General features: G+C 70.7%; 17 protein-coding genes. 7 read left to right on the top strand and 10 right to left on the bottom strand.

What is annotated here, in order from left to right; translation table 11 throughout:
* The 6 genes from MKL01_RS25315 to MKL01_RS25290 form a co-directional block, all read right to left on the bottom strand.
* The gene (locus tag MKL01_RS25315; RefSeq protein ID WP_243907926.1) at nt 1-957 is read right to left on the bottom strand and encodes a D-2-hydroxyacid dehydrogenase family protein; all 957 of its coding nucleotides are present in this window, start codon (nt 955-957) and stop codon (nt 1-3) included.
* 143 nt (nt 958-1,100) lie between these two features.
* Nucleotides 1,101-2,720 (bottom strand): dihydroxyacetone kinase subunit DhaK, encoded by a 1,620-nt coding sequence (locus MKL01_RS25310; protein WP_243907925.1) that lies wholly within the window; start codon nt 2,718-2,720, stop codon nt 1,101-1,103.
* Nucleotides 2,721-2,847: 127 nt separating this feature from the next.
* Complete coding sequence (locus tag MKL01_RS25305) at nt 2,848-3,735, bottom strand: carbohydrate ABC transporter permease (protein ID WP_243908208.1); 888 nt, start codon at nt 3,733-3,735, stop codon at nt 2,848-2,850.
* Between the two features lie 47 nt (nt 3,736-3,782).
* The gene (locus MKL01_RS25300) at nt 3,783-4,739 is read right to left on the bottom strand and encodes a carbohydrate ABC transporter permease (protein ID WP_243907924.1); all 957 of its coding nucleotides are present in this window, start codon (nt 4,737-4,739) and stop codon (nt 3,783-3,785) included.
* A gap of 23 nt (nt 4,740-4,762) precedes the next feature.
* Nucleotides 4,763-6,073: an ABC transporter substrate-binding protein gene (locus tag MKL01_RS25295; protein WP_243907923.1), complete on the bottom strand. Its 1,311-nt coding sequence runs from the start codon at nt 6,071-6,073 to the stop codon at nt 4,763-4,765.
* Nucleotides 6,074-6,149: 76 nt separating this feature from the next.
* The gene (locus MKL01_RS25290) at nt 6,150-7,211 is read right to left on the bottom strand and encodes an ABC transporter ATP-binding protein (RefSeq protein ID WP_243907922.1); all 1,062 of its coding nucleotides are present in this window, start codon (nt 7,209-7,211) and stop codon (nt 6,150-6,152) included.
* A 309-nt stretch (nt 7,212-7,520) separates the two neighbouring features.
* Here MKL01_RS25290 and MKL01_RS25285 point away from each other — a divergent pair, with 309 nt between their 5' ends.
* Genes MKL01_RS25285 through MKL01_RS25275 form a run of 3 tightly spaced genes read left to right on the top strand, consistent with a single transcriptional unit; the run spans nt 7,521 to nt 10,438 of the window.
* Nucleotides 7,521-8,714 (top strand): fumarylacetoacetate hydrolase family protein, encoded by a 1,194-nt coding sequence (locus MKL01_RS25285; RefSeq protein WP_243907921.1) that lies wholly within the window; start codon nt 7,521-7,523, stop codon nt 8,712-8,714.
* A gap of 58 nt (nt 8,715-8,772) precedes the next feature.
* Nucleotides 8,773-10,140 (top strand): FAD-binding oxidoreductase, encoded by a 1,368-nt coding sequence (locus MKL01_RS25280; protein ID WP_243907920.1) that lies wholly within the window; start codon nt 8,773-8,775, stop codon nt 10,138-10,140.
* Nucleotides 10,141-10,150: 10 nt separating this feature from the next.
* Nucleotides 10,151-10,438, top strand: coding sequence for a DUF167 family protein (locus MKL01_RS25275; RefSeq protein WP_243907919.1), 288 nt, complete (start codon nt 10,151-10,153; stop codon nt 10,436-10,438).
* 189 nt (nt 10,439-10,627) lie between these two features.
* On the opposite strand, the gene MKL01_RS25270 is transcribed toward MKL01_RS25275, so the two are convergent.
* Nucleotides 10,628-12,205 carry an ABC transporter substrate-binding protein gene (locus MKL01_RS25270; protein ID WP_243907918.1) on the bottom strand — a complete coding sequence of 526 codons (1,578 nt, stop codon included), beginning with the start codon at nt 12,203-12,205 and terminating at the stop codon, nt 10,628-10,630.
* A 420-nt stretch (nt 12,206-12,625) separates the two neighbouring features.
* Between MKL01_RS25270 and MKL01_RS25265 the strand changes: the two genes are divergently transcribed.
* Nucleotides 12,626-13,540: a hypothetical protein gene (locus MKL01_RS25265; protein ID WP_243907917.1), complete on the top strand. Its 915-nt coding sequence runs from the start codon at nt 12,626-12,628 to the stop codon at nt 13,538-13,540.
* A gap of 85 nt (nt 13,541-13,625) precedes the next feature.
* Nucleotides 13,626-15,416, top strand: coding sequence for a long-chain-acyl-CoA synthetase (locus MKL01_RS25260; protein WP_243907916.1), 1,791 nt, complete (start codon nt 13,626-13,628; stop codon nt 15,414-15,416).
* A 9-nt stretch (nt 15,417-15,425) separates the two neighbouring features.
* On the opposite strand, the gene MKL01_RS25255 is transcribed toward MKL01_RS25260, so the two are convergent.
* From MKL01_RS25255 to MKL01_RS25245, 3 genes are read right to left on the bottom strand one after another with little or no spacing between them, the layout of a single operon-like run.
* Entirely contained in the window at nt 15,426-16,154 is a 729-nt protein-coding gene (locus tag MKL01_RS25255) for an SDR family NAD(P)-dependent oxidoreductase (protein WP_243907915.1), read from the bottom strand.
* Nucleotides 16,151-17,542 (bottom strand): ANL family adenylate-forming protein, encoded by a 1,392-nt coding sequence (locus MKL01_RS25250; protein WP_409566332.1) that lies wholly within the window; start codon nt 17,540-17,542, stop codon nt 16,151-16,153. The genes MKL01_RS25255 and MKL01_RS25250 overlap by 4 nt, the downstream gene beginning before the upstream one ends.
* Nucleotides 17,529-17,786 (bottom strand): acyl carrier protein, encoded by a 258-nt coding sequence (locus tag MKL01_RS25245; protein WP_243907913.1) that lies wholly within the window; start codon nt 17,784-17,786, stop codon nt 17,529-17,531. The genes MKL01_RS25250 and MKL01_RS25245 overlap by 14 nt, the downstream gene beginning before the upstream one ends.
* 74 nt (nt 17,787-17,860) lie before the next feature.
* Between MKL01_RS25245 and MKL01_RS25240 the strand changes: the two genes are divergently transcribed.
* Both MKL01_RS25240 and MKL01_RS25235 read left to right on the top strand, forming a co-directional pair.
* Nucleotides 17,861-18,076, top strand: coding sequence for a hypothetical protein (locus MKL01_RS25240; RefSeq protein WP_243907912.1), 216 nt, complete (start codon nt 17,861-17,863; stop codon nt 18,074-18,076).
* Between the two features lie 55 nt (nt 18,077-18,131).
* Entirely contained in the window at nt 18,132-19,469 is a 1,338-nt protein-coding gene (locus tag MKL01_RS25235; RefSeq protein WP_243907911.1) for an acyclic terpene utilization AtuA family protein, read from the top strand.
* The last annotated feature ends 4 nt before the right edge of the window (nt 19,470-19,473 follow it).

Below are 19,473 nucleotides of genomic sequence, written 5' to 3'. Positions count from 1 at the left end.
TCAGCCCAGCTCCCGGATCGGCGCGCCGGCGAGCCAGGCCTCGATGTCCTCGACCGCCTGGGTGAAGAACGTCCGGTAGTTGTCGCGGGAGACGTAGCCGAGATGCGGCAGCGCCAGCACGTTCGGCAGGCGCCGGAATGGACTGTCGGCGGGCAGCGGCTCGGTCTCGAACACGTCGAGCCCGGCGCCCGCGATCCAGCCCTCCTCCAGGGCCCGCACCAGCGCCGTCTGGTCGACGATCGGCGCCCGGGAGGTGTTCACCAGGACGGCGCCCCGGCGCATCCGCCGCAGCTCGGCTTCGCCCAGGAGGCCGCGCGTCCTCTCGCCGAGCACCAAGTGGATCGTGACGACATCGCTCGCCTCCAGGAGCGCCTCCTTGGAGGCCGCGCGCTCGACCCCGGCGGCGGCGGCCCGGGCCTCGTCGAGATTGGGGCTCCAGGCGATCGCCCGCATGCCGAAGGCCCGGGCGATCCCGGCGACGCGGGTCCCGATCTTGCCCAGCCCGAGGATGCCGAGGGTCGCGCCCGCCAGATCGGTGCCGATGGTGCTCTGCCAGGGACCGCCGTCGCGGAGGTTGCGGTTCTCCAGCGGGAGATGGCGGGCGAGCCCCAGGATCAGCGCCCAGGTCAGCTCGGTCGGCGGCGTGGGGCTCGAGTCCGTGCCGCAGACCGTGATGCCTTGCGACCGCGCCGCCGCGACGTCGATCGCGAGGTTGCGCATGCCGCTGGTGACCAGCAGCTTCAGCCGCGGCAGGCGCTCCAGCAGGGATGCCGGAAACGGCGTGCGTTCGCGCATGATCACCAGGATCTCGGCCTGGTCGATGCGCGAGACGAGCGCGTTCCGATCCGCGACGTGATCGGTGATCGACGAGACCGCGATCCGGTCGGACAGGGACGCCCAATCGGCGAGGCCGAGGGCTGCGTTCTGGTAGTCGTCGAGGATCAGGCAGGTTCGCACGGTGATCGCGCTCCAAATTCACGGGCTACGCCGCGCGGGCGGTCGCGGCGTTCGTCGAGACCGGTGGCGCAGACCGAGCGAGCGGACAGGGTCACCGAGACGGATGGACTGATGTCGGGCGACTTGCCGCCCGCTGTCGACGGTCAGCCAAGCGACGCCAGCGCCTCGAATGCCGCCGCCACCCCGGCCGCTCCGGGATCCTCGACGCCGGCGAGGTCCGCCGCCGCGAGATAGCTCGACCGCCCGGTGGCGGCGCGCTCCATCCGGGCCGTGGCGGCGGCGCCCGATCGGGCGGCGGCCGCGGCGGCCTCGAGTCCGCCCGATCGGAGCGCGTCGAGCGCCGGGACGAGGGCGTCCAGCATCGTGCGGTCGCCCGGCCCGGCGCCCCCATAGCCCTGCACCCGCGCCACGCCCTCGGCCAGCGCATCGGGCCACGCCGCTCCGTCGGTGAGGGCCGCGGCCGTCGCGGCGAAGAAGATCGACGCCAGGACACCGCTCGAACCGCCCACCGCGCGCCCGATCCGCTCGGCGAGGGCGCGGCACAGGGCGGCCGGATCGGCCTGCGGCAGCCGGTCGAGATCCGCCGCCACGGCCCGCGCCGCGCCGGCGAAGGTGGTGCCGGTGTCGCCGTCGCCGACCTTGGCGTCCAGGGCGTTGAGCGCCCCCTCGGCGGCGACGAGCGCGCGCGTCACGGCGGCGATCCGGGCGGCCGCCACGGGATCGCGCGACGGCGTGAACGACTCCCCCGCCAATCCCTCGGGAAGCGGGCGCAGGACCGGCGGCGCGATCCGCACCGCCCCGGGCCACGCCGGCACCGGGACCGGCGCCAGGAGCGCCGCCTCGATCGCGTCGTCCAGCGGCAGGATCGACAGCGACGCCCCGTGCATGTCGAGGGCGGTCATCATCGGCGCCGGGCCGAGCAGCAGGCGCACGCGCCGGCCGAGATCTGTCGCCAGCACCGCCTGGGTCAGGACCTGCATCTCCAGGGCCGTCGCCGAGCCGAGATTGTTGACGAGGAGCGCCACGGGCCCGGCCCCGGCAAGGCGCTCGGTCATCAGCCGCGCCAGATCGGCGGCGCCGGGCAGCGCGATGCGCTCGACACCCGGCTCCCCGTGGATGCCGAGCCCGAGTTCGGCCTGGCCCTCCGTGAGGCGCTCGCTGCGCGCCGAGCCCGGGATCGTGGCGGTCGACACCGCGATGCCGAGCGACCGGACCGAACCCGCCACCCGGCGGGCCAGCTCGGCGATGCTCTCCAGACGTGCGCCAGCCTGCGCCGCGTGGCCCGCGACCTTGTGGACGAACAGCGTGCCGGCCACGCCGCGGGGCTGTGTCGCCTCCGGCAGGGCGATATCGTCGGCGACGATCACGGTCTCGACCTTGCGGCCGAGGGCCCGGGCGCGCTCGGCGGCGAGGCCGAAATTCAGCCGGTCACCCGCGTAGTTCTTGATGATCAGCAGGCATCCGGCGGGCCCGGTCACCGCCAGGATTCCGGCCAGGACCGCGTCGACGCTCGGCGAGGCGAACACGTCGCCACAGACCGCGGCGGTCAGCAGGCCCGGCCCGACGAAACCCGCATGGGCCGGCTCGTGACCGGACCCGCCCCCCGAGATCACCGCGACCGTGTCGGCGTCCACTTCGGCGCGCAGCACGACGCGGATGTCGGGATCGCCGTCCAGCCGCGCGAGGCGGCCGCCGCTGGCCGCCAGGAGCCCGGCGATGGCGTCGCCCACCAGGGTGGCGCGGGTCTCGATGAAATGGGCCATGGCGTGACCTTCCGCGCATTCGGTCCGCGGCTCTCAGCGCTGCGGTGCCAGGGCCGATTGTCTGAGCAATCACGCCCTCCGGCACAAGGGCGGCGGCCGCCTTCTCCGCCGCTCCGGCGCGCCGCCGCTACTCCTTCACGGCGCCCGTCAGCGCGGAGACGTAGTACTCCACGAAGAACGAGTAGAGGATCACCAGCGGCAGCGAGCCGAGCAGCGCACCGGCCATCAGCGAACCCCACTTGTACACGTCGCCGTCCACGAACTCGCTGACCACGGCGATCGGCACGGTCTTGTTCTGGGTCGAGGACAGGAAGGTCAGGGCGTAGATGAACTCGTTCCAGCAGAGCGTCAGGGAGAAGATCCCCGCCGAGATCAGGCCCGGGAAGGCGAGCGGCAGGATGATCTTGGTCAGGATCTGCCAGCGGCTCGCGCCGTCCATGAGCGCGCATTCCTCCAGCTCGTAGGGGATGGTCTTGAAGTAGCCCATCAGGAGCCAGGTGGAGAACGGGATCAGGATCGTCGGGTAGGCCAGGATCAGGGCGATCGGCGAATCGAACAGGCCGTAGGCCTGCACGATGGTGGCCAGCGGGATGAACAGGATCGAGGGCGGTACCAGATAGGCGAGGAAGATCGCCGCCCCGACCCAGTGGGCGCCGCGGTAGCGCACCCGCACGCAGGCGTAGGCGGCCAGCACGCTCGCGAACAGCGACAACGCCGTGGCGGCGACCGACACGTACATCGTGTTCCAGAGCCAGCGCGGATACTGCGTCTCGAACAGCAGTTTGTGGATGTGCTTGAACGTCGGATCGACCACCCAGAACGGGTTGAACCGCTCCATGTCGATCAGCTGCTCGTCCGGTTTGATGGCGGTCAGCGCCATCCAGTAGAACGGGAACAACAGGACCGCCAGGATGACGAGGAGCGGCAGGTAGGTGGTCACGAGCCGCCGCGGCAGGCGCTCGAGATAGGCCATCCCCTCGGAATTGTCGGTGAGCCCGGCCGGCTGGGCCGCCATGACCGGGGCGAGGTGCGGATCGACGTGGGCCGGCGGTGCGGGCGCGCTCATCGGTCGGACTCCCCGGCCTGCCAGGCCCGGCGCTGCAGGCCGAACCACGAGATCCCGATCGCGGCGAGCAGGAACGGCACCATGGCGGTGGCGATCGCCGCCCCCTCGCCGAGCGTGCCCGACAGGATGCCGCGCTGGTACGACAGGGTCGCCATCAGGTGCGTGGCGTTCACCGGGCCGCCGCGGGTCATGGCCCAGATCAGCTGGAAGTCGGTGAAGGTGAACAGCACCGAGAAGGTCATCACCACGGCGATGATCGGCGTCAGCAGCGGCAGGGTGATCCGCGAGAAGATCTGCCAGTTCGAGGCGCCGTCGAGCGTCGCGGCTTCGTAGAGCGACGGCGACACCGTCTGCAGGCCGGCGAGCAGCGTGATCGCGATGAACGGCACCCCGCGCCAGATGTTGGCGAAGATCACGCAGGCCCGCGCCATGGCCGGCTCGCCCAGGAAGTCGATGTTGCCGTTGATCACCCCGAGATGGCGCAGCGACCACGAGATGATCGAGAACTGGCTGTCGAAGATCCACCAGAACGCGATCGCCGACAGCACCGTGGGCACCACGAACGGGATCAGCACGATCGACCGGATGATCGATTTGAACGGCATGTTCTTGTTGAGCAGCAGCGCGAGATACAGGCCGACTCCGAATTTCACCACCGATGCGACGACCGTGTACAGGCAGGTGTTGAACACCGAGAGCCAGAACACGTCGTCGTCCCAGAGCCACGCATAGTTCTCAAGGCCGATGAACACACCCTCGCGGCCGATCCTTGTGTTGGTGAAGGACAGCCAGATGCCCTTGACCAGCGGATAGGCCAGGAACAGGCCGAGGATCAGCGCGGTGGGCAGCATGAACCAGAAGCCCGCCCAGCCGCGGCTGCCCCGGAGGCGTGCCCAGCCCGAGCGGGTCGGGACCGCGACCGGAACGGGCTGTGTCAGGGCGGTGTGCGCCATGGTCTCGCCTCCGGCGGATGCGGTCAGGTGTTCCGGAAGATACGCTGGGCGGCGCGCTCGGCATTGCGGATCGCGGTCTTCACGTCCTCCCGGCCGGTGCAGTGGCTGGCGAACATGTCGACAACCACGAAGTCGGCGAGCACCGCGGCGATCCGCTCGCTCACCGGCGCGAGGCCCCCGGCCGCCAGGGAGCGTCGTCCCGCCTCGGCGAACACCGCGTTCTTGGGATCGCTCGTCCAGATCGGGTTCTTGGGATAGTTCGACAGCGGCTCGCACAGGTAGCCCTGCGCGGCCTCCAGCCAGGGATTGTAGTTCGACGCCTCCATCATGAAGCTGATGAACGCCTTGCAGGCGTTGGGCGCCTTCGAATACTTGAACGCCAGGATCGGGAAGGCGAGCTGGAATTCGGTCGGCTTGCCGGCCGGACCGATCGGCCAGACCGCGTGGTCCATGTCCTCGGCGAGCTTCGGGTTGTCCTTCTTGGCGGCGGCGTAGATCGAGATGCCGTTGTTGGTCAGGTACAGGTCCCCGGCCAGGAACGCCTTGTTGTTGGACGAGTCGTTCCACGAGACGGTGCCGGGCACGAAGGTTTCGTAGAGCGACTTGACGTATTCCAGCGCCTTCGCCGTCTCGGGCGAATTGATCACGATCTTTTCGTTGGCGTCGACGAGGTTGCCGCCATGGGACCACAGCGCCCAGTGGCACCAGGTGTTGCCGTCGCCGGTGGCATGCCCGAGGGCGAAGCCGGCCGGGGTGTTGTTCTTCTTCAGGCCCCGGCACAGCTCGAGGAAGCCGGCGGTATCCGTGGGGAACTTGCTGAAGCCGGCCTTCTGCATCGCCGAGATGCGATAGTTCGGATAGCCGCCGTTGAACCCGACGGGAATGGCGATCCACTTGCCCTTGACCTTGCCGTAGGCCTCCGCCGACGGGAACCACGGTCCGTACTTCTTGCCCAGGGACTCCGCCACGTCCTCCAGAGGCAGGCACTTGTCGGGGAACAGCGCGGGGAACGAGAATAGGCCCCAGACCATGTCGGGGCCCTGCCCGGTATTGGCGGCCACCGACGCCTTGGGCTGGATGTCGTCGAACGATTCGTTGGTCACCGTGACCTTGACGCCGGTCGCCTGCGTGAAGGCGTCGACCATCTTCAGGAACGCCTCGTCCTCGCTGGGCACGAAGCGCTTCCAGCGCAGCAGCGACAGGCTGGCCCCCGGCTCGGGTTTCCACTCGGCGGTCTGCGCCCAGGCGCGGGCGAAGCCGAGGAGGTCGCCGCCGGCCGCGAGGCCGGTCGCGGCAGCACCCGCAAGAAGGGAACGGCGATCAAGAACGGGCATCGTAGGCTACTCCCTCGGTGATCCTGGTCCGCGGGCGCGCACCGCGACCCGCCCCCTGCATCCCTTCCGGCGCAGGTCAGCTCGGCAGGCGACGGCCGGTCTCGGCGTCGAAGAAGTGCACGCGGTTCGGCCGCAGGGAGACGGTCTCCCCCGGCCGCTCGCGCACGCGCTCGCGCAGCACGCAGGTGAGATCCTGGCCCAGGGCCCGCACCGCCAGCATGGTCTCGGAGCCGGTCGGCTCCACGACCACCACCTCGGCGGCGATGCCGTCCGGCGCGAGATCGAAATGCTCCGGACGGACGCCCAGGATCAGGGGACGTCCCTCGGTGCCCGCCGGCGCGTCGGTCAAGGGGATCGTCAGACCGGTGTCGGTTGTGAAGACCAGGCGTCCGTTGGCCTGGACCTTCCCGGGCACGAAATTCATGGCCGGCGAGCCGATGAAGCCCGCGACGAACAGGTTGTCGGGCCGGTCGTAGAGGTCCAGGGGCGGCCCGATCTGCTCCACGACCCCGTCGTGCATCACCACGATGCGGTCGGCCATGGTCATGGCCTCGATCTGGTCGTGGGTGACGTAGATGGTCGTGGTCTTCAGCCGCTGGTGCAGTTCCTTGATCTCGGTGCGCATCGCCACGCGCAGCTTGGCGTCGAGATTCGAGAGCGGCTCGTCGAACAGGAACACCTGCGGGTCGCGGACGATCGCCCGGCCCATGGCGACGCGCTGGCGCTGGCCGCCGGACAGCTGGCGCGGGTAGCGGTCGAGCAGGTGCGTCAGACCGAGGATCTGGGCCGCCTTGTTGACGCGCAGATCGATCTCGGAGGCCGGCGCCTTCCGGATCCGCATCGAGAAGGCCATGTTCTCCCGCACCGTCAGATGCGGGTAGAGCGCGTAGTTCTGGAAGACCATGGCGATGTCCCGCTCCTTGGGCGGAACATCGTTCACGACGCGCTCCCCGATGCGGATCTCGCCGCCGGAGATATTCTCCAGCCCGGCGATCATCCGCAGGAGCGTTGATTTCCCGCAGCCCGACGGGCCGACCAGGATGACGAATTCACCGTCTCGGATGTCCACCGACACGCCGTGCAGGACGTTCGTCGATCCGAAAGCCTTGCGAACCTCGCGGATTCCCACCGAGGCCATGCGTCCTCCCGATCAAGACCGCTCTGTCGGCGGTTGTTGAGCGACAGTACAAAGGACGGCCTGCGGGAAAGCAAGCCGGCCTCCCGGCAAACCCGCAGATTATCTTCGTTCTGTCAGCCGCCGGGTTCGACCGGGGTGACGAGCCCGGCGCGGTGAAACATCCCGCCGGATTCCGGAGCGCCGGGGGTGCTATGGGACGGCGCTCCGGCCGCATCGACGCCGGGGTGACGATTCGGGTGCCGCGTCGCGGCGGCCCTGCGACGCCCGAGCGAGAGGCGGCGCGGGCGGTAGTCCGGGAGATTCGAGCACATGTCGTTATCGGGCCTGACCGCGCGGGAGATCCTGCCCGCCGATGGAGTCCGCGGCGCCCTCGTGGGCCGGGTGTGGCGACCGGACGTGGCGGGTCCGAGCGTCGTGGCGATCCGGGCCGACGCGGCCGGAACCGCCCGCGCGATCGATGTGACCGCAGCCTTCCCGACGGTCAGCGACCTGTGCGAGGCGCGGGATCCCGGTGCCGCCCTGCACGGCGCCGAGGGCCCGGACCTCGGCGGGCTCGACGCGATCCTGGCCAACACGCCGCCCGATGGCCGCGACCCGGCGCGGCCCTGGCTGCTCGCGCCGGTGGACCTGCAGGCCCTGAAGGCCGCGGGCGTGACCTTCGCGACCTCCATGCTGGAGCGCGTGATCGAGGAGCGCGCCCGGGGCGACCTCGCCGCCGCCGCGGCGATCCGCGCCGAGGTCGAGCGCCTCGTGGGCCGCGACCTGCGCCGGCTGAAGCCCGGCTCGTCCGAGGCGATGGCGCTCAAGGACGCGCTGGTCGCCCAGGGCGCCTGGAGCCAGTACCTGGAGGTCGGGATCGGCCCGGACGCGGAGATCTTCACAAAGGCGCAGCCGCTCTCGGCGGTGGGCTGCGGTGCCGATGCCGGCCTGCACCCCGACTCGCACTGGAACAACCCGGAGCCCGAGGTCGCGCTCGCCGTCACCTCCGACCAACGCATCGTCGGGGCGACCCTCGCCAACGACGTGAACCTGCGCGACTTCGAGGGCCGGTCGGCCCTGCTCCTCGGCAAGGCCAAGGACAACAACGCCTCCTGCGCGCTGGGACCGTTCCTGCGCCTGTTCGACGGCACCTTCGGGCTCGACGATGTCCGTCGCACCACCGTCACGCTGGAAGTGACCGGCCGTGAGGGGTTTCGCATGGAGGGCGCCTCGCCGCTGGCCGAGATCAGCCGCGACCCGGAGGAGCTGGTGGAGGCGCTGATGGGGCGGACGCACAACTATCCGGACGGCGCCCTCCTCCTCCTCGGCACGATGTTCGCGCCGATCCAGGACCGGCACGGACCGGGGCTGGGCTTCACCCACGCCGAGGGCGACCGGGTCGTCGTGGCGAGCCCGGAACTCGGCCGCCTCGTCAACCGCATGCGCCCGTGCGATGCCTGCGAGCCCTGGACCTTCGGCGTTCGCGCGCTGATGCGCAATCTCGCGGCCCGCGGGCTACAATGAGTCCGCGCCGTCGGAGATCCGCCCGACGCCGAAACCACGCTTCCCAGAGATGATGCCGATGTCGCACGCCGCCCTCCTCGACCGCCTCGCCGCGATCGTCGGATCGTCGGGCCTCGTCACCGGAGAGGAATTGCGCGGGCGCTCGGCGAATTGGACGCGGCCGGCCGAGCCCTGTGCCGCCCTGGCGCTGGTCCGCCCGCGCAGCACCGCCGAGACCGGCGCCGTGATGGCGGCCTGCGGTGCGGCCGGCGTGGCGGTGGTCCCGCGGGGCGGCGCCACCGGCCTCGTGGACGGCACGCTCTGCGCACCCGACGAGATCACCCTGTCGACGGAGCGCATGACCGGCCTCGAGCCGGTCGATCCCCTGGGGATGACCATAGTCGTGGGGACCGGTGCCACCATCGAGAGCGTGCAGGAGGCGGCCGCGGCCGCCGGCCTGTTCTTCCCCCTCGACCTCGGCGCCCGGGGCTCGGCGACGATCGGCGGCGCGATCTCGACCAATGCCGGCGGCCTGCGGGTGCTGCGCTACGGCATGATGCGCGAGATGGTGCTGGGCCTGGAGGCGGTGCTGGCCGACGGCACGGTGGTGTCGTCCATGCGCCCGCTCATCAAGAACAACACCGGCCTCGACCTGAAGCAGCTCTTCGTGGGCACGGAGGGGACGCTGGGGATCGTCACGCGGGCGGTCCTGCGGCTGCGTCCGGAGCCGGCCGGCTACGCCACCGCGCTCGTCGCCTGTCCGGGTGTCGATGATGGCGCGCGGGTTCTGCGAGCGGCCCAGAGCGCATTCCAGGGCCGGGTCTCGTCCTTCGAGGGGCTGTGGCCGGATTTCTATCGGCTGATGACGGCGCCCGGCCGGGCGACGCCGCCGCTGGGACCGGATCATCCGTTCTACGCGATCATCGAGGTCGAGTGCGTAGCCGAGGAATCCGACCGCTTCCTCGACCTGCTCGAAGGCCTGATGACCGACGGCACCATCCTCGACGCGGCGATCGCCTCCTCCGAGGAGCAGCGCCGGGGCATGTGGCGCATCCGCGACCGGGTCGAGCATCTCAACGCCGACGGGATCGAGCGCGCCTTCGACGTCAGCGTGCCGCTGTCGAAGATGGATGGCTACGTCCGTAAGGCGAGCGAGGATCTTGCCGCGATCCCCGGCTGCCGGGCCGTCGTCTACGGACATATCGGCGACAACAACCTGCACTGGAACACCACCCGCCTCGACGCGGCCGGCAACGCGGCGATCGACGCGGCGATCTACGCGCCCCTCGCCGCGCTGAACGGCTCGGTCTCGGCCGAGCACGGGATCGGGCTGGAGAAGCGGGGCAAGCTGCCGCTGTCGCGCTCGCCCGAGGAGATCGCCACGATGCGGCTGGTCAAGCGGGCGCTCGATCCGGAAAACCGGCTCAACCCCGGCAAGATCTTCTGAGGCTCTTGCGGTGGCGATACGGCTCGCGGTGCGTCTGACGCCCCGCGGCGGCCGCGACGCCGCGGAGGGCTGGGCGCGGGACGAGAAGGGCCAGCCCTATCTGAGGGCTCGCGTCGCCGCCCCGCCGGTGGACGGCGCCGCCAACGCGGCGCTGGTGGTGATGATCGCCAAGGCGCTCAGGGTCGGGCGCGGCTCGGTGCGGGTCGTCGCGGGTGACCAGAGCCGGCTGAAGATCCTGGAGATCGACGGCGTCGTGCAAGAGGATCTGGATCGGGTGTTCGGGCCGCCCGCGCGCTGATCCTGGGCCGCGTAGTTAGCTCGCCGATGCGGGGGGACCCGGCCCGCGTCCGGTTCACGCGGCGCCGTGGATCGCGGACGGGCGTTGTCCCGCCTGACGAGTCGATCAGATGGGTTGGACGCCGAAGGCCAACGGCAACGGTGCATTCCAGGCCCCGTCGCTGCCGGCCCTACAGGCCGAAGCGGACGCTCAACTTCGCTTCACGTTCCAGAAGATCGCGAAGCCGTCGACAAGATCGACCAGGCTGGATCGATAGGCCGTCGGAACGAAGAATTGTCCGAGCGGGATGTAGGGAACGCTGACGAAGGCCGCGCGCTGGATGTCGGCCGCCAGGTCCTGCTGCGCGGCGAGGTCCTTGGTGGCGAACCACGCATCGCGCAGGCGTTCGATTGTTGCGTCGCTCGGCCAACCGAACCACGCCTGCGATCCGTGGGTGCGCAGGGCGAGATGGCCCGCCGGATCGGCCAGATCGGCCCCCTCGAAGTTCGTGACGAACGCGCTCCAGCCGCCCCGGTCGACCGGGTCCCGCGAATAGCGGCGCTGCTGCACCGTGCCCCAGTCGAGGGACTGATAATCGACGTTCAGCCCGATCTTCCGCATCGTATCGGCGGCGACGTCCGACATCGCCTTGAAGGCGGGGAAGTCGCTCGACACGATGAGCGCGACGGGCTCCCCGGCGTAGCCGGCCTCGACGACCGCATGCTTGGCGGCTTCGAGGTCGCGCGGGCCGGTCACCGCCGCGATCCCGGCCTCCGAGGCGAGCGGGGTCTCCGGGCAGAAGAAGCCGACGCCGTCGCGCCACAGGCTGCGGTCGTCGCCCGCCACCGCCTGCATGAACTCGGACTGGTCGAACGCCGCGAGCACGGCCCGCCGGATCTTCGGGTTGTCGAACGGCGGCTGCAGGTGGTTCATCCGGAAGACGCCGATCAGGCCCTTCGGATCGAGGATCTTCACGCTCACGTCGGGGCTCGATCGCAGCGTCGGCAGCAGGTCGATCACCGGGTAGTCGATCCAGTCGACCTCCCCCGCCCGCAGGGCCGAGGCCGCCGTCCCCGGATCGGAGATCGTGATCCACTCGATGCGGTCGAAGTGCACGCGCTTCGGCCCCGCGGTCCGCGAGACCGCACCGTCCCCCCGGGGCTTGTAGGCGGAAAACCGCTCGTAGACGTTGCGCGCACCGGGCACCCGCTCCTCGGTGCGGTAGCGGAACGGTCCCGAGCCGACGATCTCGGTGACCTGCTTGGTCGGGCCGATGGAGGCCAGCCGTTCCGGCATCATGGCGGGGAAGAAGGCGGCGGACTTGCCGAGCGCGTGGGGCAGAGACGGAAACGGCGCCTTCAACCTGAACAGGATGGTTTGGTCGTCCGGTGCCGCGAGTTCGTCGGTTGCGGCCATGAGCGCCTGCCCGAACGCGTCCTTGGCGCCCCATCGGCGGATGCTGGCGACGCAGTCGCGGGCCAGCACGCGCTCCCCGTCATGCCACGTCAGATTCTCCCGCAGGGTCAGCCGCCACAGGCGTCCGTCGGCTTCGGTCCGGTGTCCCGCCACCATCTGTGGGCTCGGCTCGAAGTCGGAATTCTCCCCGTAGAGCGTGTCGTAGACCATGAAGGCGTGGTTGCGCGTGATGATGGCCGAACTCCAGATCGGGTCGAGTACGCCGAGATCCGTGCGCGGCACGAAGCGCAGGACACTCTGACCCGCGCCCCACGCGCGCCGCGGCAAGGCGAGCGTGGCGGCGGCGGCGATCACCTGGCGGCGCGTGGGCATCAGACAGACTCTCGGCACATCCTCACCGTTGGCGGTGACCCGGCGGCCGCCCGTCCGCGCCCGCAGAGACCGACCTGCGTGGCACGCAGAATCGGCATGAAACCGCCGTCGCGGGTCAAGCATACCCGATCGACGATCAGATCATACTTCAGTGTTTCAAGCCCAATCGATTGTGATCGGATAGCGACGATCCGAGTAGTTTTTGCCCCGTGACTCCGGTTTGGGCCGGCGATGTCGAGCCGAACTCGTCTGCGCGTTGCCGGTTCGTCGGGGGAAGCGCGCGTCGGTCGGCTCACATCGAAACATCGTGGGCCGGACTGTTCACGTTTGCCGGCGCCGGTGGACTATCGGCGTGCCGATGGCCTTATATTGGTTCTTGAAGGCTGAACCCCGGTCAGTCGGCAGGATGCTGGACGTTCGATGACGGCGGCGGGAGTGACCGGACTGTCCCTACATCCGCGCGTCCGCTGTCGCCCGATCGAGCCGACCGATCTCGCTGCGCTGACCGACCTTCTGTGCGTGGCGTTTCCCGACAGATCCCGAGCCTATTGGGAGCGGGGACTGGCGCGTCTCACGGCCCGCAGCCTGCCCGCCGGCGTGCCGCGCTTCGGCTACGTGCTCGATCACGAGGGCGAACTCGTCGGCGTCGTCCTGACGATCTATTCCGTCGTGTCGGACGGCACCGCGACGCATCTGCGCTGCAACCTGTCGAGCTGGTATGTCGCTCCGCGGTTTCGCATCTTCGGCACCGTGCTGGACGGACAGGCGATGCGGGACAAGAGCGTCACCTACCTCAACGTTTCCCCGGCACCCGGCACGATCGCCATGCATGTGGCCCGGGGCTTCCGCCGCTCCACCGCGGGACAGATGCTCGTCGTCCCGGCCCTCGGCGCGCTGCGCCGCGGCGTCCATGTGCGCGCCTTGGTGCCCGGCGACGACGCGCGTCTGCCGGAACCTTTGCGGAGCCTCGTCCGCGACCATGCGGCCTTCGGCTGTCTCTGCCTGCTCTGTGACGACGCCACCGCGCGCCACGTCGTGATCCTTCAGCGGCTCACGCTCAAGCTCAGCCGACGTCACACCTGGCTGCCGCGTCTCCCGGCGCTTCAGATGGTCTATGGCCCCCCGGCCGACGCGCTGCCGCGCTGGCTCGGCGCGATCGGCCGTCACCTGCTGCTGCGCGGCGAGCGGCCGTTCCTGTTGCTTGATGTCGACGAGCGCCTTCCGGGCGCCGTCGGCCGCCACCTCGACGGCTGGCGCCCGCGCTACAGCCGCGGCCCGCATCCGGTGCCGGTGGGCGACCTGAGCTACACCGAGATCACGGTGTTCGGGCCGTGAACCGCGGATCGCCGGGCGCTGCCTCCCGCGGTCCGGGTGCGCGACCCGCCCGCCCCGGGCCGCCGCGTGTCCGAAGCGGGGACGGATGAGACAGGCTGACCACGACACCGCGGAGCCGGCGCGCCCCTCCGCCGCGCAGGATTGGGCGCGGGCGCTCACCGCCACGGCATCGATCGCCCGCGATCCCGGACGAACGTTGCCGGACCTGGTCGACGCGTTGGCGCTGAACCATGGGGCGCGCCCGGCGCTGATCGGCGAGTCGACGGGGCTGAGCTACGACGAACTCGCATCGCGCTCCCGGCGCTACGCGCGCTGGGCTCTCGCGCAGGGGCTCGGCCGCGGCGACCGGATCGCCCTCCTGATGGGGAACGACCCGGACTATCTCGCGATCTGGCTCGGTCTCGGCCGGATCGGTGTCGTCACCGCGCTCATCAACACGAGCCTCGTCGGCGGCTCCCTCGCCCATGCCCTGCGCGTCTCGGAGGCGCGCCACGTCATCGTCCAGGCCGCGCTCCGGGAGCGGCTCGGTGCGCCGGACGGCGTAGCGGTGTGGACGCACGGGTCCGCGGACGGCGAGGCCTGCATCGAGGCGGACATGAGCCGCCGCTCCGATGCGCCGCTTCGCCCGGACGAGGGCGTGCGGCCCACGATCGCCGACACGGCGCTCCTCGTCTTCACCTCCGGCACCACCGGCTTTCCGAAGGCGGCGCTGGTCAGCCACCGCCGGATCCTCGAATGGAGCCTCTGGTTCGCCGGACTCGCCGACGTGACGTCCGACGACCGCATGTATCTGTGCCTGCCGATGTCGCACAGCGTCGGCGGGATCGTCGCGCCGGGGGCACTCCTGGTGCGCGGGGGATCGGTCGTGATCCGCAGCCGCTTCTCCCTGTCGCGGTTCTGGCCGGACGTGACCGCTTCGGGCGCGACACTGTTCCAGTATATCGGGGAGCTGTGCCGACTTCTCGCGGAGGCGCCGCCGCATCCCGACGAAGCGCGTCACAGGCTGCGTCTCTGCGTCGGCAACGGCCTGGCGCCGGCGCCCTGGCGGGCGTTCGCGGCGCGGTTCACGGGGCTGCGCATCCTCGAATTCTACGCCTCCACCGAAGGCAACCTGTCGCTCTACAATTGCGAGGGTGAGGTCGGCGCGATCGGCCGCGTGCCGCCGCTACTCGCAGGACGCTTCCCGTTCGCCATCGTGCGCTGCGATCCGGAGACCGGGACGCTCCTGCGCGGGACCGACGGCTTCTGCATCCCGTGCGCCTGGGACGAGCCCGGCGAAGCCCTGGGTTTGATCGGATCCGGCGAAGGCGACGCTGGCCGGCCGTTCGAGGGCTATACCGACCCCGCCGCCACCTCCGCCAAGGTCGCGCACGACGTGCGCACGCCGGGAGACCGCTGGTTTCGCACCGGCGACCTGATGCGCCGCGACCGACGCGGCTTCGTCCGTTTCGTCGAGCGGATCGGCGACACCTTCCGCTGGAAGGGCGAGAACGTCTCCTGCGCCGAGGTCACGGAGACGCTGCTCGCCATACCGGGCGTGCGGGCGGCGGCGGTCTTCGGTGTCGACGTCCCGGGCCACGAGGGCCGGGCCGGCATGGCGGCGCTGGCGGTCGATCCGGACTTCGACGCCGCCGGCTTCAACCGATCTCTCCGCGTGTCGCTGCCCTCTTATGCATGCCCGGTGTTCCTGAGACTGGCGGACAGCCTTCCGCTCACGAGCACGTTCAAACCGGCCGTCGGAGACCTGCGCGCGGTCGGTTTCGCGCCAGCCCGCTGTCCCGACCCGATCCTGGCCTGGGACCGGCAGCGCGGCGCCTACATGCGCCTCGATCCGGCCGGCTACGCGCGGATCGCGGCGGGCGACTGGCCGTTCTGATCGGCGGCCTCAGGCGGTGCTTCCGGCGTCCACGGTCAGGACCGTGCCGGTGATGTTCCGGGCCCGCTCGGACATCAGGTAGGCGACGGCATCGGCCACGTCCCGAGGTTCGGCGAGGCGCCGCAGGGCCGCGCGTCGTGCGATCCGGTCCTGCTCCTCGGCGCCGAGGCCGCCGGTCATGTCGGTGTCGATGAAGCCCGGCGCGACGGCGTTCACCGTGACGCCGAGCGGCCCGACCTCCCGCGCCAGCGAACGCGTAAACCCCACCATCCCGGCCTTGGTCGCGCCGTAGACCGAGAGGGCGTTGTACCCGGTCCCGGCGATGATCGAGGAGACGTTGACGATGCGCCCGGCGCGGGCCGACATCATCCCGCGGACGAGATGCTTGGTCAGCACCATCGGCGAGAGCACGTTGAGCTGCACCATGCGGGCGATCTCACCCGTCGGCATCGTCGCGAGGAGGCCCGGCGTTCCCAGGGCGGCGTTGTTCACCAGCCCGTAGACGGTGCCGTGATCCGTGCGGATCTCCCGCGCGAGATTGTGGAGGCCGTCGACGTCCGCGAGGTCGAACGACCGGAACCGCAGGCTCGGGCGGCTGGCCATCGCCGCCGTCAGCGCCGGACCGCAGTTGCGCGCGATGGCCAGTACCGAAAATCCGTCGCCGGCAAGAGTCTCGGCGATGGCGAGACCGATCCCGCGGCTTGCCCCGGTGACGACGACGAGACGCGGTGCGCTCACGGCATGCCTCGCGCGAGCTTGCCGCTCGCCGTCAGCGGCAGCGTCTCGACGAAGACGAGCCGGGCGGGAACCTTGTAGGCGGGCAGTTCCCGGCGACAGAGGGCCAGCAGCTCGGCCGACAGGGCCGCCGCGTCGTCGCCCTCCGGGAGACGCCCGTGCAGCGCGATATCGGCGACCACGAGGGATCCGAGGATCGGGTTCGGGCGCCCGCGCACGCGCGCCATCGACACGCCGGGGTGACGGTTCAGGACCGCCTCGACCTCCTCCGGCTGCACCTTGGCACCGCCAACGTTGATGAGTCCGCTGCGCCGGCCGAGGAAGACGTACCGACCCTCGTGTACCGCGACCCGGTCGCCCGTATCGACGAAGCCCTCGCTGTCCGCGAGGTCAGCGGCATCGGCGCCAAGGTAACGCCGCCCGGTCCGGACCGACCGCACCTGCAGGATCTCGTCCCGGACCCGGATCTCGATGCCCGGTCGGGCGCCGACCAGATCGGCGGGAAACCCGGCGCGGCCGTCGTCGACGCTGAAGCCGACGCCCGCCTCGGTCGACGCGTAGGCGTGGGCCACGTGCGCCTCGGGGAACGCCCGCTTGAGCTGATCGAGGATCGCCTGGTCGGCGATCTCGCCGGAGAGGCGCACGTAGCGCGGCGCGAGCCCCGACAGTCTCGGGCTCATCAGGGCCCTCCGCCAATGCGACGGCGTGCCGAGGATGTGGGTCGCGCCCGCGCGGCCCAGGCGATCGAGGAAGGTGCCGACGGCCTCGTCGGCGTCCGAAAGAATCAGCGAGGACGGACCCAGGACGGCGCGGAGGAAGATCTGCAGACCGCCGTAGCGCCTGATGTCGTAGAAGGTGCCCCAGACCGTGGCGGCGGCATCGACCACCGGTTCGATCGCGCCGGCCAAGCCCTCCAGGGTGTGGACGACGAGCTTGGGTGCGCCGGTCGTGCCGGACGTGGCGAGGACCCATTCGGTCGCGACCGCGTCGTCGGGCATCGGGTCGATCGGGACGAGCCGGTCGTCGGCGATCACGACATCGAGCCCGGCGAAATCCGACGTCGCGTGCGCCGCCGCGTCGGTGACGACCGTGTCGATCTCGGCGTCGCGCAGGATCGTCCCGAGCGACGCTTGCGGGAGGTCGGGGGGCGCGAGAACCAGCCGCTGCGCCAGACCGTCGAGGGCGATCAGGGAGAGCGCCGCCGGAAACTGGGCTTGCGTGGCGATCAGCACGGAGCGACCCGCCAGTGCGGCCGGCGGACAGGACAGGTTCGAACCGGTCTCGAGCGACGCGAACGCCACGGAGCGCTTGGGATCGGACATGGTCCGGCCGCCGACGTCTCCGGCGCGGCTCAGGGCGGAGCGGAGGCTCGCCGGGCTAGGCGGCCGCATGCGCCTGCGCGCGGTCGTAGAGCGCGACGAGTTCGCCCACCGTCACCGGCAGATCGGCCATATCCATCTCGGTGAAGGGGTCGAGGCCGGTGCGCTCCTCCATGCCGGCGACGAGAAGCGCGAAGCAGAGCGAGTCGAACTCGGTCTCCAGCATCACCAGATCATCGACGAGCGGCGGCAGGGACTTCTGATTTTCGTCGGCGATACGCGTCATCTCGGAAAGAAGGATCGGTCTGACAGACATCGTCCACTCCTCACGGTATCGTTCCGCAAAGCGTTAAGGGACGCGCGCGGAATCGAGAAGGGGGAGCGTCGAGCATGAGTACTGATTTCGGCCTCCTGCCGGTCACGTCCCCGAGCGCCGGCCACCCCGGCGTGCCGCCCGTACAGCGGGCGCCGTTCGGGCCGAGGACGACGGCACGTCCCGTGAGCCCGCAGAGGCCCGCGATCCTCCGGGTCTGCGGCCCGACCGGCATCGACTGCGCCGGCGAGCAGGAATCCACCGGTCCGGTCCGGCTGAGGCCTCCGGGGTGATGGCCCTGCCGGCGTCGCCATCCGGGTCTTTCCCCTCCGTCAGAGGAATCGATCCATGAGATCCGTCCGCCTCGGCGCCGGCGCGGGATATGCCGGCGACCGAATCGAGCCCGCGATCGAACTCGCCGAGCGTGGCGAGATCGACTACCTCGTCTTCGAGTGCCTCGCCGAGCGCACCATCGCGCTGGCGCAGCAGGCCAAGCTGCGAGACCCCGAGGGCGGCTACGATCCGCTTCTCGAAGCCCGGATGCGGGCGGTGCTCGTGCCGTGCCGGACCCGCGGCATCCGCATCGTCACCAACATGGGCGCGGCCCATCCGGTCGCCGCCGCCCATAGGACCCGGGCCGTGGCGCGGGACCTGGGTCTCGCCGGGCTGCGGATCGCCGCCGTGACCGGCGACGACCTCCTCGCCGCGGTGCGGGCCGGCGATTTTACCCTGGAGGAGAGCGGCGCGCCCGCGACGAGCCTCGGCAACCGCATCGTCTCGGCCAATGCCTATCTCGGCGCGGCCCCGATCGTCGCCGCGCTCGCGGACGGCGCCGACGTGGTCATCACCGGCCGCGTCGGTGATCCGGCCCTGTTCCTCGCCCCCCTGATCCACGAATTCGGCTGGGCGATGGACGACTGGGAGCGCCTGGGCCGCGGCACCCTCGCGGGCCACCTGCTCGAATGCGCAGGCCAGATCACCGGCGGCTACTTCGCAGATCCCGGCCACAAGGACATCCCGGACCTGGCGCGCCTCGGCTTCCCGATCGGGATCGTGGCGGAGGACGGCACGGTGGAGATCACGAAGGTCGCGGGCTCGGGCGGCCGGGTCAGCCTGGCGACCTGCAAGGAGCAGATGCTCTACGAGGTGCATGACCCGGCCCGCTACCTGCAGCCGGACGTGGTCGGCGACTTCTCTGGGGTCGAGATGGCGCAGGTCGGTCCGGATCGCGTCCGGGCCTCCGGCGCGACGGGGTCGCCGGCGACGGGTCTCCTGAAGGTCTCGGTCGGGTACGTGGACTCGTATGTCGGCGAGGGGCAGATCTCCTACGCCGGACCCGGCGCGCTGGCCCGCGGCCGGCTCGCCCGCGACGTGGTCCGCGAGCGCCTGGCCCTCACCGGCGTGGCGACGAGCGAGCTGCGGTGCGATCTCATCGGCCTCGACGCGCTTCACGGGGAGGCGCTGTCGGCCGGGCGGGAGCCCTACGAGGTCCGGCTCCGCGTGGCCGGGCGGACCGAGACGTACGCCGAGGCGGTCCGGATCGGAAACGAGGTCGAGACGCTCTACACCAACGGTCCGGCGGGCGGCGGGGGTGCCTGGAAGTCGGCCCGCGAGGTGGTGGCCGTGCAATCGGTGCTGGTCCCGGCCGCGCTCGCACGGCCGCGCGTCGACTTCGTGGACGCCTGAGATC

Source organism: Methylobacterium sp. J-070 (genome assembly GCF_022829385.1).
In the GTDB taxonomy this organism is placed as follows: Bacteria; Pseudomonadota; Alphaproteobacteria; order Rhizobiales; family Beijerinckiaceae; genus Methylobacterium.
Note: the sequence above shows the minus strand (reverse complement) of the source record. Positions and strands in the feature narration are given on the sequence as shown.